The organism is Caulobacter sp. GW821-FHT09B08, from assembly GCF_059418225.1.
The window spans coordinates 335,228-349,099 of sequence record NZ_JBWKPL010000001.1; the positions used below are offsets into that span (position 1 = coordinate 335,228).

Consider the following 13,872-nt stretch of genomic DNA (forward strand, 5'->3'; position numbering starts at 1 on the left):
ACCCGCGACGGCGCCGCCGACTAGTACTTGAAGCGGATGCCGAGCTGGACGCGGCGGTCGTTCTTGATCCACGAGGAGTCGATCTTCACCGGCTTGGCGCCGGGGGTCAGATCGGAGTCGCCGAAGACCTGCTGCTGGAAGATGGTCTTGGTGTCGAGCAGGTTGGAACCGTCCAGCGACACCTCGATGTTGTCGTTGACCTGGTAGCGGATCGAGCCGTCCAGGAAACCAGTGCCCTTCTGGTACATCGGCAGGCCGATGCAGCAGTCCAGGTTGTTGGTCAGGAACGACGAGCGCCAGCTGTAGGCCAGGCGCATGGCGACCTTACCCTTCTCGTACAGACCCACCAGGTTGTAGGAGTCGTCGGAGATGCCGGCCAGGCGGTGGCTGTCGATGACCGCCCCGTTGACCTGCAGGCCGCCGCCGAAGGCGACGGTGCCGCCGGCCGCGTAGCCCGGCTGGGTGGCCAGGTTGGAGTTGCTGATCCCGTCCTGCTTGGTGTGGGTGTAGTTGGCCTGGACGCCCAGGCCGTCGAACGGGGCCGGCAGGAAGTCGAAGAAGGTCTGGTAGGCGACCTCGAAGCCCTTCAGCTCGCCGCCGCCGTCGCCGTTGCGCGGACCGCGCACCAGCACGTTCTGGGTCACGCCGTTGTTGGTGAACGAGCGCAGGAACTCGCCGTAGGCGATGCTGCCGTTCAGCTTCTTGTAGAAGACATCGAAGCTGAACGAGCTGCTGGCCGAGAAGTAGTGCTCGAAGGTCACGTCGAACTGGTCGGCCGTGATCGGCTTGAGCGCCCCGAAGCCGGAGTCGGCGTTGAACTGGAAGTTATAGCCGACGACGTTGGCCGGGATGTGGGCCGCGGTCGGCGAGTTGTAGATCACGTACGGCGAGTCCGGCGTGGTGTTCAGGGCCGGCACCTGGATGCCGACGTAGTTGCGCAGCAGGCCGAAGTCCGGCCGCGACATGGCCCGCGAGGCGGCGAAGCGCACGAAGCTCTTGTCGCTGAGGCCAAAGCGCACGTTCAGGCTGGGCAGCCAGTTGTGGTGCTTGCCCGAGAAGTTGTTTTCCGCGCTGGCGCCGTTGCTGAAGGCCAACAGTTGCGGGGTCAGCCAGCACGAGATGTTGGTGACCGAGTTGGGACCCAGCGGCGCGTTGCAGGGCGTGGTCGCCGCCGAGGTGTACCAGGTGTTGGTCGGGTAGGCGACGCCGCCGTCGCTGGTGACCTTGGTCTCCACGTAGCGCAGGCCGACATTGCCCTGCACGGTCACGCCGCCGCCGAACAGCGTCTTGTCGTCGCCGCCGAAGCGCAGCATGGCGTAGGCCGCCTTGGTCTCCTCCTCGACGTCGACCATCTCGGCGGGGATGAAGCAGCCTTCGGTGTTGTTGGGACGGTCGCACAGCGGCGTCCACGACAGCGGCGAATTGGTGGTCTTGCCGCTGAGCGCCTGGATGGCCCCCTCGCGGTCGGCCAGGGTGGCCTTGCTCAGGAACACGAGGTTGGTGTCGGGGAACACCTTGCCGTCGTAGAAGTCGCCCAGGCTGGCGACGCTCCAGATGCCGGCGCCGTAGCCCTTGAAGTCCGGGCGCGCGCCGCACGAGGCCGGATAGGGCGCGGGCGCGGTGTTGTCGATGTTGAAGCCCGGGCCGTTGCAGTTCCAGTTGGCGGCCACCGGCGACCAGTTGAAGGTGGTGTAGCGGACCTTCTGCTTGCGGTCGGCGTAGCGCACCCCGACCTTCAGCGAGTTCAGCCAGCCGCCCTCGTTGAACTCGTATTCGCCGTCGGCGCGCAGGGCCAGTTCGTTGGCGTCGTTGTCCTCGTAGTGGTCCTGGATGAACGGGATCCAGTAGTTGTGCGGATTGGCCAGGAAGCCCGGCGCGTAGTTGACGTTCGAGCCCGGCAGCAGCTCAACCTGCGGCGTGCCGTGCTTGTCGACCTGGTACTTGACGTCGGCCATGGTCCGGTTGGCGACCAGGATGTCGTAGTTGTTGGTGTCGGCGTCGATGTACTGGACGTCGAAGGCGGTGTGCAGGCGGTCGTTGACGTCCCACTGCAGGTTGGCCGAGAAGTCGCGCGTGCCTTCGGAGTGGTTGAAGTTGCGCGCCTGGTTCTCGATGTAGAGGCCTTCGCGCTGGGTCGTGCAGGCGCTGCCCGCGCCGCAGTAGTTGACGAACGGCATGCCCGGGACCGCCGAGCCGCGGTCGATGTTCTCCTGGGTGCTGCCGCCCCAGTCGCCGGTCGGCTGGGTCAGGACGCCCGAGGCCAGCATGCCGTCGGCGCCGAAGGTGAAGGCCGGCGTGCCCTGGGCCGGGCCGATGAAGGCCGTGGTCTGGGGCGAATAGGCCGGCACGGCCCACATGCCGAACAGCCCCACGTTCACGCTGCGCTCCAGCCAGGCGTTCTTGTAGTGGGAGTCGTTGTACTGGGCCTTGAAGCGGACGCTGCCGTCGTTGTTCTCGTACTGGAAGGCCAGGGCCGCGCCCTTGCGCACGCGGTCGTACTCGACCTGCGAGTAGTTGACCTGGTCGGGCATGTAGCGCCAGCCCGTGCCGCCGTAGGGGTTGGTGGTGCAGGGGATCGAGCCGTCGGCGTTGACGATGGCGTTGCCGTTTCCGTCGTTCATGCCCGCCGAGCAGAACGTGCCGATGCGCTGCATCACCACGCCTTCGGTCTGGGTCAGCACGTGCGAATAGGCGTAGTCGGCCATCAGGCCGATGCGGCCGAAGTCGACGTCCCAGGTCTTGCTGATCAGGCCGGAATATTCGTAGGTCGTCTTCTCCGAGCGGTCGCCGTAATTGGCCTTGCCCGACAGCGAGATCACCTGGCCCTTGCTGTCGAACGGCAGGCGGGTGCGCAGGTTGACCGTGCCGGCGATGCCGCCCTCGATCATCTCGGCCGTCTGGTTCTTGTAGCTGTCGACCCCGGCCATCAACTCGGGCGAGATGTCGTTGAAGTTCAGGCCGCGCGCGGCGTCGGCCGAGAAGCTGTCACGGCCGTTGAACTCGGTGCGCACCTGGGTCAGGCCGCGGATCAGCACGCCTGCCGGCTCGGCCGAAAAGTGCGAGCTGTCGTCGCTGGATTGCAGGCGCGAGACGGTGATGCCCGGCACCCGCTGCAGCGCCTCGGCGACCGACTTGTCCGGGAAGGCGCCGATGTCGGTGGCCGTGATCGAGTCGACGACGGTGTCGGCGTTCTTCTTGATCTGTTGCGAGGTCTCCAGCGACTTGCGCACGCCGATGACCACCACCTCCTCGACCGTGGCCGAGGCGTCGGCGGCCTTGTCCTGGGCGAAGGCCGGCGCGGCGGCGCCCAGGGCCGTCCCAAGGGCCGTCAGCGTCAGCAGCGACGCGCCGCCCCGCAGCAGCGCCTTGCGGCCTCGGTGGAAACTGAACTTGCTCATCCCGTTCTCCCTGATTTTTTGCCGCGCCTTGTCCGCGCGGATTTTTTTGACGAGACCGCGATGCGCTCGGCGCGCGTCGCGGAGACCCTGCGATGGTTTGTGAAATTGGCGCTGCGCGGCGGCCCTGGGCCGATCCCACGCGACAGGCGACCGGCCACCCCGACCGATACGCGTCCGGGGCGCGCCGCGCCCCGTCATCCCCCTTCCCCTCCTCTGATCGTCGCGGCTCTTCGGCCGCCGTCGTCTTCCCCGTCGCGGACCTGCTGGCCTCATCGACTTGCGCAATCTTGCGCTATTTTACGCAAGGCGCAATAGCATTGTTCTGCCAGATTTCGGTCTGTTACCGCTAAATTTCAGGAAAAATAGCTTCTTCGTGCGTTTCAGACAGATCGAGCTTGCGAAATTGCGCTTGTTGCGTGGCTCGATTTACGCAATTATTGCGTAAATCGGATGGGAGGGAGCGGTGAGAGCCGACCGAGCGACGTCTGTGCAAGCCCCGCCTCGAATCGCGCGCTTGGCTGATCGGGGCGGCGCGGGCGCGCTAGGACGCCGGCGCCCGGTCCGGATCCTGGATGGCCAGGGCGCTGAGCGCGGCGAAGGCGAAGGCCACGGCCGCCAGGGCCAGGGCGTAGATCGCCTCGCCCTTGAACAGCCGCCCCACCACCGGCCCCAGCACCACGGCGGCGATCATCTGGGGCAGCACCAGGAACAGGTTATGGATGCCCATATAGACCCCCATCTTGTGGGGCGGGCAGGCGCTGGACAGCATGGCGTAGGGCGCCGACAGGATCGAGGCCCAGGCGACGCCGATGCCCAGGATCGGGATCCACAGCAGCGCCGGATCGTCGATCATCACGAAGCCCAGGAAGCCGACCGCGCCCAGGGCCAGGCACACGGCGTGGCTGCCCCGGGCCCCGATCCGCGCCACCAGGGCCGGCAGCAACAGGGCCGACAGCGCCGCCACCCCATTGTAGCCGGCGAACAGCACCCCCACCCAGTCGGCGCCCTGGTTATAGGCGGCCGAGGCCGGATCGGTGGTCCCGTAGTGGCGAGCGGTGACGGCGGGCGTCGTGTAGATCCACATGGCGAACAGGCCGAACCACGTGAAGAACTGCACCACCGCCAGGCGGATCAGCACCGGGGGCATGTGCAGCATGTCCTCGACCACCTCCAGCACGCCCAGCGAGGCCTGGCCGCGCCGGCGCAGCCAGGTGGCCGCCAGCTGGGCGCCGCCGAAGGCCAGGGCGAAACCGGCCAGCACGTAGATCTCGCGCGGCCAGCCGAGCAGGAAGGCCAGGCCTCCGCCGACCAGGCCCGCCAGGGTCCAGGCCACGCCGCTTTTCAGCATCAGGGCCGCGCCCTGGGCGCTGGGCGTGCGGTGCTCGGGGATCACGCGGGCGCCGTCGGCCAGGGTCTCGGGCGGATGCTCGGTGGTGGTGAACACCGTCCACATCACCGCCGCCAGCAGGGTGACCCCGCCCACATAGAAAGCCACGTGCACCGAGGCCGGCAGGCGGCCCGTCTCGGCCACGCCCGACACGCCGAAGCCGTGCACCAGCACCCACGGCAGGGCCGAGGCGAACACCGCGCCGGCCCCGATGAAGAACACCTGCATGGCGAAGCCCGTGGTGCGCTGCTCCTCGGGCAGGCTGTCGGCCACGAAGGCCCGGAACGGCTCCATGGCCACGTTGATCGAGGCGCTGAGCATCCACAGCACCAGGCTGGCCGACACCACGCTGCCGGCGTTGGGCATCATGAACAGCGCCGCCGCCGTCAGGATCGAGCCGTAGAAGAGATAGGGGCGCCGCCGTCCCAGCCGTCCCCAGGTGCGGTCGCTGAGATGGCCGATGATCGGCTGGACCAAGAGGCCCGTGGCCGGCGCGGCGATCCAAAGTATGGCCAGTTCGTTGAGGTCCGCCCCCAGGGTCTGGAAGATGCGGCTGGTGTTGCCGTTCTGCAGGCCCCAGACGATCTGCACCCCGAACAGGCCGCAGCACATGTTCCAGATCTGCGCGAAGGACAGCCGCGCCCGGGTCATGCGGAGCGCGCTCCGCGCCCTGGCTCCCGACCGGCGACGTCCTGGCGCTTGCCTTGCAAAACAATCCCTTCGGTGCGCTAAAGGTGGCGAACTTGGCTTTTTCGATCTCTGGACGCAATGGGCAGCGGTAGCAACAACAGCACCACGCTGGACGACCTGGCGAAGCTGTCGGGCGTCTCCGCGTCCACCGTCTCGCGGGCCCTGAACGACCACCCGTCGATCAGCACACGGACGAAGCAGCGCATCTGGGCCCTGGCCAAGGAGCACGACTATCCATTCCGCCGCTACATGCCGGCGGGACCGATCGGGTCGGAGGGCTCGATCGCCATCGTCACCCCGCGCACCCACGGCCGGCCGCTGCCGCTGTCGCACCCGTTCTTCCTGGAGCTCTTGGCCAGCATCGGCGAGGCGGCGCGCGATCGGGGCTGCGACTTCACCGTCAGCCACACCGCCCCGGCCAGCTTCGACGACCTGTTCGCGGCGGCCACCACCAGCCGCGCCAACGGCGTGATCTTCCTGGGCCAGAGCAACCTGCACGAGGCCTTCAACCAGCTGGCCGACACCGACGCCCGCTTCGCCGTCTGGGGCGCCCAGCTGCCGGGCCAGAAATATTGCTCGATCGGCTCGGACAACCTGCTGGGCGGGCGGCGGGCGACGCTGCACCTGGCCAGGCTGGGCCGCAAGCGCATCGTCTTCCTCGGCGAAACCGAGCCCGAGGCCCTGCAGCGCCGCGCCGGCTATCTGGAGGCGCTGAAGGAGAGCGGCCTGGACGCCGATCCGGCCCTGATCTGCCCCGCCGACTTCGAGCTGGAATCGGCCGAGGCGGCGGTCAACAGCCTGGTGCGCCGCCGCGTGCCGTTCGACGGCATCTTCGCCTCCAGCGACCTGATCGCCCTGGGCGCCATCCGCGCCCTGCGCCGGGCCGGGGTGCGCGTGCCCGAGGACGTCTCCGTGGTGGGCTACGACGACATGCTGCTCAGCCGCCTGTCGACCCCCGCTCTCAGCACCGTCAAGCAGGACACCCAGAAAGCCGGCCGCCTCCTGGTCGCCCGCGTCCTGGACGCCGCCAGCGACCACCGGCCCGAGCGGCTGTCGACGGACCTGATCGTACGAGAGAGCTGCGGGGCCTAAAATCCCCTCTCTCATAGAGAGAGGGAGGGGCCCGCCGCGAAGCGGTGGGAGGGTGAGAGGTTTCACCGTTGGCCGGAAAATCCCGATTCCTTCGGTTGCCTGGGCTCCAGAGACCCGGCCAAGCTCTCTCCATGGACGCGACCGCCAACGCCCGCCGCCTTCGTCAGGAACAGACCCTGGCCGAGAAGGCCTTCTGGAAACTCGTCCGCAACCGCCGGCTGGGCGGCTTCAGATTCCTGCGGTAGGTCCCCATAGACCGCTACTTCGCCGACTTCGTCTGCGAAGCGGGCAAGCTGATCGTAGAGCTGGACGGGAAGACCCATGAAGGGCGGGAGGACTATGACGCGCGTCGCACGGCGGTGCTGGAGCTTTTCGGGTATGTGGTTCTGAGGCTGCCGAACGAGCGAATCCTGGCCGATCCCGGCGGGGTCGCCGACGATCTTCTGGCCGTGCTTCGTTCTGAGAGGGTGTAACCTCTCACCCTCCCATCGCTATGCGATGGGCCCCTCCCTCCCTCTATGAGAGAGGGGTTTTTTCCGTACCTCCAGACGCAATCCTGAAACATTGCATCGAAGGCGAAGGCCGAGCTTATCGACGTCGATACGTGCGGGTCATCCGCCAGCCACGGCGGCGCTCTAGCCAGGGACGGCACCCATCACAGGCCGTTCATGTCCCGCAAACTCCTCGCCACCGCCGCCCTGGCGCCGCTTCTGCTGTACGCCGGTCGGGCGGGCGCCGAGACGCAGGTGACCTCCAGCTCGCGCACGACGCCCATCGCCACCTCGACGGCCGCCTCGGGCGCCGCCGACGACGTCAAGATCACCAGCGACGGGGCGATCACCCCCACGGTGTCGGGCGCCATCGCCACGCTGGACAGCGACAACACCCTGACCAACGCCGGCGCCCTGTCGACCGTCGACGTCTCGGACTCCACCGGCATGCTGGTGACGGGCGGCCACACCGGAACCCTGCTCAACAGCGGTTCGATCAACCTCACGGAAGACTATAGTTATACCGACGACGACGATGACGGCGACTATGACGGCCCGTTCGCCAAGGGCTCCAACCGCTACGGCATCCGCCTGACCGGGACCGACCCGTTCGTCGGCACGATCACCAACGACTCGTCCGGCTCGATCGCCATCGAGGGCAACGACTCGGCGGGTATCAGCCTGGAGGCGCCGCTGACGGGCTCGCTGCTGCACAGCGGCTCGATCTCGGTCACCGGCGACCGCGGCTACGGCATCCATACGACCGGGACCATCAGCGGAAACCTGACGACCAACGGCTCGGTCAGCGTGTTGGGCGCGGGCAGCGTCGGCGTGGCGGTCGACGCCGACGTCGCCGGGGCCTTCGTCATCCAGGGCTCGGTCTATTCCACCGGCTACCGGATCACCTCGCGCTATTCGGACCCCGACGACGAGGCCCTGCTGGACGCCGACGACCTGCTGCAGGGCGGCGGGGCGGTGCGGGTGACGGCCGACGTAGCCGGCGGCGTGTTGCTGGACGTGCCGCCCACCGACACCAACGACGACACCTCCGACGACGAGGACGGCGACGGGACCACCGACAGCAGCGAGGGCTCGGCCTCGGTCACGTCTTACGGCTCAGTCCCGGCCCTGCTGATCGGCTCGGACACCCGCGCCGTCACCCTGGGCGCGGTCGGGACCGGCGACGACGCCTATGGCCTGATCATCAAGGGCTCGGTCACCGCCGCGGGCATCCACGACGGGATCAGCGCCACGGGCGTGCAGCTGGGCGGCGACACCGGCCAGTCGACCCTGATCACCGGCGGGGTGAAGCTGACGGGCTCGATCAGCGCCAGCGCCTACGAGGCCGACGCCACGGGCCTGAAGCTGAACGCCGGGGCGGTGGCCGACACCCTGTGGAACAGCGGCGCGCTCAGCGCCTCGGTCACCGGCGACACCGCCGTCACCGCCACGGCCCTGCGCATCGGCGCCGGGTCCAGCATGACCAGCATCGTCAACAGCGGGACGATCAGCGCCGTCGTCGCCGGCGAAGGCGGCTCGGCCTACGGGATCGTCGACGAGACCGGCGGCCTGACCTCGATCACCAACACCCGCACGATCTTGGCCTACACCTACGCCACCGACGACGAATACGACACCGACGACGACGACACCGACGCCAGCAACGAGACCGTCACCGGCACGGCCGTCGCCATCGACGTCAGCAAGAACACCACCGGCGTGACCATCGTCCAGAGCGGGGTCGACGACGGCGACGACGGCGACGACGGGGTGGCCGACACCGACACCGACGGCGACGGGGTGGACGACGGCGACGAGCCGCTGATCCGCGGCAAGATCCTGTTGGGCTCGGGCGCCGACAGCCTGCAGATCCTCAACGGCGGGGTGCTGGGCGACGTCTATTTCGGCGACGGGGCCGACAGCCTGGTCATCGACGGTACGGGCTACATGCTGGGCGGGCTGCACGACAGCGACGGCAAGCTGGACATCCGGATCGGCAACGGCTCGCTGGGCCTGACCAACACCGAGACCATCAACGCCACCAGCCTGACCCTGGGCGCCGACAGCACCCTGATCTTCACGGTCGATCCGGCGACGAGCACCCAGACCAAGCTGGTGGTCGACACCGCCACCATCGAGTCGGGCGCCACCCTGGGCCTGAGCCTCAAGAGCCTGCTGACCGCCCCGACCACCTATACGGTGATCCAGGCCGGCAGCCTGACGGCCGGGTCGATCGACCAGGATCTGCTGGGCCACGCCCCCTATCTCTACGTCGCCACCGGCTACGCCTCGGGCAACGACGTGCTGATCGACGTGCGGCGGCGCACGGCGGCCGAGGCCTCGATGTCGCGCAGCCAGACGGCCGCCTACGACGCGGTGTTCGCGGCCCTGTCGAACAACACCGACATCGCCGGCGCCTTCCTCAACCAGAGCACCCACGACGGCTTCTTCAATCTGTACGACCAGATGCTGCCCAGCCAGGGCGAGGGCCTGTTCTCGGCCCTGCAGACGGTGCAGCAGCAGATCTCGGCCGCCACGGCCATCCGCCCCGACGGCGCCGACCGCTACGGTCCCGACAGCGTCTGGGTGCAGGAGATCAACACCCTGGTCCGTCGCGAGGACGGCGACACCCAGGGGTCGGACACCCAGGCCATCGGCATGGTCGTCGGCTACGAGGCCATGGGCGACGCGGGCGGCGCCCTGGGCGTCACCCTGGCCGCCGTCAGCATCGAAGAGCACGACACCGTCGCCAAGGTGGGCGAGGAGACCACCGCCTCGATCCTGCAGGGCGGGCTCTACTGGCGCCGATCGGTGGGCGGCTGGCGGTTCAACCTCGGCGGCGGCCTGGGCTATGGCCGCTTCAACGGCGACCGCAGCTTCGTCAGCGAGGACGTCGACGACGACGGCACGGCGGACGTCAGCCTGACCAACACCGCCGCCTGGAACGGCATGGTCGCCAACGCCTTCGCGGGCCTGGCCTACGAGGCCAACGTCATGGGCGCCTATCTGCGTCCCGAGGCGCGGCTGGACTATGTCTGGCTGTGGGAAGGCCAGCGCAAGGAGCACGGCGGCGGCTCGGGCTTCGACCTGACCGTGGCCTCGCGCAAGGCCGACAACCTCTCCGGCGACCTGGGCCTGGTGCTGGGCAAGCAGTACGGCAAGGCCGTCTGGTTCCGGCCCGAGCTGCGGGTCGGCTACCGCCAGACCCTGGCCGGCGCCATGGGCGACACCGTCGCCAGCTTCGCCGGCGGCACCCCCTTCACCATGGTCGCCAGCACCGACAAGCAGGGCGCCGCGACCCTGGGCTTCGCGCTCCGCGCCGGTTCGGACCTGTCGTACCTAGCCCTGGAGGGCGGGGCCGAGGCCTCGCGCAAGCAGACCAAGTACAGCCTGCGGCTCACGGGAAGGGCGATGTTCTAGACCTTGGAAAAGCGCATCCTCATCCTGGACGGCGACCCCGTCACCCGCGGCGACATCACCGGCCTGCTCTCGGGCTACGGCCTGACGACCCTGGGCGCGGGCAGCGCACGCGAGATGGAACAGATCCTGCGCGAGACCCAGGTCAATCTGGTGATGCTGGACATGATGCTGCCCGACGCCTCGGGCCTGTCGGTCTGCGCGCGCCTGCTCAGCCTGCCCTCCCCGCCGGCGATCATGGTGGTGTCGGACTCCGGCGAGGAATGCGACGTGGTGGTGGGGCTGGAGCTGGGCGCCGACGACTATGTGGTCAAGCCCTACCGCCCGCGCGAGCTGTTGGCCCGGGTCAAGGCCGTGCTGCGCCGCCATCACGACGACGTCCCCCGGGTCGAGGAACCCGTCCGCGACGCCCCGCCGGTCTATCGCTTCGACGGCTGGCGGCTGCAGGCCACGACCCAGGAGCTGTTCGATCCGCGCGGCCGCCCCGTGCCGCTGTCGACCGCCGAGTTCCTGGTGCTGTGGGCCCTGGTCGATCGTCCGGGCCAGGTGCTGACCCGCGACGAACTGCGCCAAGGCCCGCCCGACGCCCACTCCCGCCCCGCGCCCCAGCAGGTCAACGTCGCCATCAGCCGCCTGCGCTCCAAGCTCGACCGCATCGAAGGCGGCGCCCACCTGATCCGCACGGTCCGCCACGTGGGCTACATCTTTGCGGCGCGAGTGGACCGGGTGCGGGAGTAGGTCGCGCTCACCGCCCCCCCACAACCGTCATCCTCGGACTTGTTCCGAGGACCCGTGTTTCAGCCGAGAAGAAGGGCGATCCGTGGAACGGTGAGATCGCGGCCTCTCCCGACCGACAAGCCGGCGGACAGAGGGATCCTCGGAACAAGTCCGAGGATGACGGGCTTGGGGGCGTGAGGGTTGCGGTTACGCAGCCGCCCTCGCCTGCGTCGGCCGATACTGCGCCGCGTCCGTGACGAACTCGGCGTGCCCATACCGCGCCAGCAACCGCTCGACCTTGGCCACCAGCACCGCCTCGGCCGCCTCGCGCGCGCCGGGGACGCGGCTGGCGGCCTTGAAGGCCAGCATCTGGGCCACCACCACCAGGGCCACGGCGGCGTAGACCAGCCGGTCGACCCGCCCGATCTCGACCCCCATCCGCGCCGCCGCCGCCCGGTCGCCCTTCATGAAGTGCTTGAGGAAGAAGGCCTTGGCGAAGCGGCGCTCGATGCGGTCGTGCAGACGGTTGGTCGGGCTCTGGTCGGGCGGCAGATAGGCGGCCAGAGTGGCGCGGATCAGGGCCCCGCAGGTCTCGTCGTCGAAGCCCTGGCGCAGGGTGGAGTTGCGGGCGGTCATGGCCCGCACGATCCCCTCGGGATTGTCGGCCAGCAGGTCTTCGGGCAGGCCCAGCAGGAAACAGCGATAGCGCGCCAGCTCCACCTTGGCCCGCTCCTCCCGAGTGAAGTGGCGGCGGCCCTTGCCGATGATCTCGAACGACATCAGGAAGATCGGGATCAGCCCGGCCGGCATCTGGTCGACCTGCGGGATCGGCACGCCGTAGACCGACACGTCCCAGCGTCCCGAGCGCAGGGCGTTGAACCGCACCATCGAGTGCATCAGCCGCACCATGGCCGCGGCCTTGAACCCCGCGCCGTGACGCTCCAGCGCCCCGGGCAGGACGGTGGTGGCGAAGAAGGTGGCCGTCTCGTTGACCCGCCGGGCGGCGGTGTCGTTGCTCAGGGTCCCGGTCAAGGCCATGGGCAGGGCCGAGTACTTGTTGAGGAACGTGGCGATGAACGCTCCGCGCACCGCGAACGGCGCCAGGTGGGCGGTGGCGTTGAGGTCCAGCCGCGCGCCCTCGCGCACCAGGTCCATGTCGACCCAGTCGGGCGTGGCCTCCATGTCGGCGATGAAGGCCAGCAGTTCCGGCGGGGCGTCGGCTACGGCCTGGACGCCCTGCTCGCAGGCCGCCGTCAGCATCTCGATCAGCCGGCGGAAGCCGTACTGGGGGATCAGGGCGGCATAGGCGTCGGCGACCACGTCGCCCAGCATGGTGTAGGCGCGCACGCGGTCCAGGTCGTCCTGCGTCACCTGCACGCCCATCGGGGCGCGGTCGCGGGAGACGGCCTTGGAGGCGTCGTCGGTGAAGCGCTCGGGCGTGGCGTCGAAATCGACGTTTCCGTAGAGCGCCGGCAGCAGGGTCTTCTGCGAGGCCACCTTGGCGCGGACCTGGTCGATGGAAAGGCTCATGGAGGCTCCTTTGCGGGATCCCCGGGAATGGATCCTTGGGTCGCCGATCAGGTTATGTAAGCATTGCTCATGTTTCTACTCGCCTTCCCGCTCGCGACGCGGCGAGGCTTGGAGGCGACGCCAAGTGACTGAAAGACAACGCAGAACCCCGCGCCAGGCCCGCGCCGAGACCACGATCGAGGCGATTCTGGACGCCACCTTTCAACTTCTCGAGGCCGATGGCGTCGAGAAACTGACCACCAACCACATCGCCGAGCGGGCGGGGGTCAGCATCGGCACGCTCTACCAGTATTTCGGCGGCAAGCAGGACGTGCTGGCGGCCCTGGCCCAGCGCCGCGCGGTCGCCGTGCGCGACGCCATCGCCCAGACCCTGATCGAGCGGCCGGACCTGGGCAGCCTGCGCACCATCGTCCGGGCCCTGATGAACGGCGTCGAGGGCTCGCCCGCCACCCGCCAGGTGCTGCTGGACGCCCTGTTCCGCCAGAGCGCCGACGGCATGCTGGCCCATCACCACCAGGCCTTCCTGGCCGCCATCGCCGGCAAGGCGCGGCTGGAGGTGGCCCTGACCCGCGAGACCGCCTTCGTCCTGACCCACGCGGTCATCGGCCTGCTGCGCGCCGCCGCCGCCGAGCCGGAACTGGAGCTGGAGCCGGCCGCCCTGGAGGACGAGCTGGTGCGGCTGATGGAGGCCTATGTCACCGCCCTGGCGGTCGAACGCCCGCGCGGCCTGGAGATCGCGCCGGGATTGTGATCATATGGATCACACCTCACGGGCGCGTACGGGTTGGTCATGAGCAAGGTCTGGCGCTTCTTTCGGGATCCCAAGAACCTGGCGGCGCTCACCGCCCTGGCCGGGGCCCTGGCCTTCGTCTGGAGCAAGTTCGAGGCGAAGAAGCCCGAGGCTCCGGCGCCGGCCGTGGCCTCCGCCCCCGCGACCACGCAGGAGGCGCGAGCCGACGGCGCCGGTCATGCCGTCAACGCCGCCGGTGCATCGTCGGTCAGCATCGGCGCCGCGCCCGCGCCGCCGCCCAAGCCGAGCGCCGCGACCGTCCCGGACGCTGCGCCAGTGAACCAGACCGCCACGTCAAAGGACGGCCACGCGGTCAACGCCGCCCAGAACGCCGCCGTGCAAATCACCGAGGCGAAGTAG

At 68.9% G+C, this 13,872-nt stretch carries 8 protein-coding genes and 1 pseudogene; 6 read left to right on the forward strand and 3 right to left on the reverse strand.

Going from position 1 to position 13,872, the window contains the following annotated elements:
- Positions 1-20: 20 nt before the first annotated feature.
- Both AC07OA_RS01610 and AC07OA_RS01615 read right to left on the reverse strand, forming a co-directional pair.
- Positions 21-3,398, reverse strand: coding sequence for a TonB-dependent receptor (locus AC07OA_RS01610; RefSeq protein WP_494662011.1), 3,378 nt, complete (start codon positions 3,396-3,398; stop codon positions 21-23).
- Positions 3,399-3,939: 541 nt separating this feature from the next.
- Entirely contained in the window at positions 3,940-5,436 is a 1,497-nt protein-coding gene (locus tag AC07OA_RS01615; RefSeq protein WP_494662012.1) for an MFS transporter, read from the reverse strand.
- 117 nt (positions 5,437-5,553) lie between these two features.
- Here AC07OA_RS01615 and AC07OA_RS01620 point away from each other — a divergent pair, with 117 nt between their 5' ends.
- From AC07OA_RS01620 to AC07OA_RS01635, 4 genes and pseudogenes are all read left to right on the forward strand, one after another.
- Entirely contained in the window at positions 5,554-6,567 is a 1,014-nt protein-coding gene (locus tag AC07OA_RS01620) for a LacI family DNA-binding transcriptional regulator (protein WP_494662013.1), read from the forward strand.
- Positions 6,568-6,698: 131 nt separating this feature from the next.
- Positions 6,699-7,040 (forward strand): annotated as a pseudogene (locus AC07OA_RS01625) (endonuclease domain-containing protein).
- A gap of 195 nt (positions 7,041-7,235) precedes the next feature.
- Positions 7,236-10,478, forward strand: coding sequence for an autotransporter outer membrane beta-barrel domain-containing protein (locus AC07OA_RS01630; protein WP_494662014.1), 3,243 nt, complete (start codon positions 7,236-7,238; stop codon positions 10,476-10,478).
- Between the two features lie 3 nt (positions 10,479-10,481).
- A complete protein-coding gene (locus tag AC07OA_RS01635; RefSeq protein ID WP_494662015.1) occupies positions 10,482-11,213 on the forward strand; it encodes a response regulator transcription factor in 732 nt (243 codons plus the stop codon).
- A gap of 186 nt (positions 11,214-11,399) precedes the next feature.
- Here AC07OA_RS01635 and AC07OA_RS01640 read toward each other — a convergent pair whose 3' ends face one another.
- Complete coding sequence (locus tag AC07OA_RS01640; protein WP_494662016.1) at positions 11,400-12,722, reverse strand: oxygenase MpaB family protein; 1,323 nt, start codon at positions 12,720-12,722, stop codon at positions 11,400-11,402.
- Between the two features lie 124 nt (positions 12,723-12,846).
- Here AC07OA_RS01640 and AC07OA_RS01645 point away from each other — a divergent pair, with 124 nt between their 5' ends.
- Complete coding sequence (locus tag AC07OA_RS01645) at positions 12,847-13,473, forward strand: TetR/AcrR family transcriptional regulator (protein WP_494662017.1); 627 nt, start codon at positions 12,847-12,849, stop codon at positions 13,471-13,473.
- A 39-nt stretch (positions 13,474-13,512) separates the two neighbouring features.
- Positions 13,513-13,872 (forward strand): hypothetical protein, encoded by a 360-nt coding sequence (locus AC07OA_RS01650; RefSeq protein ID WP_494662018.1) that lies wholly within the window; start codon positions 13,513-13,515, stop codon positions 13,870-13,872.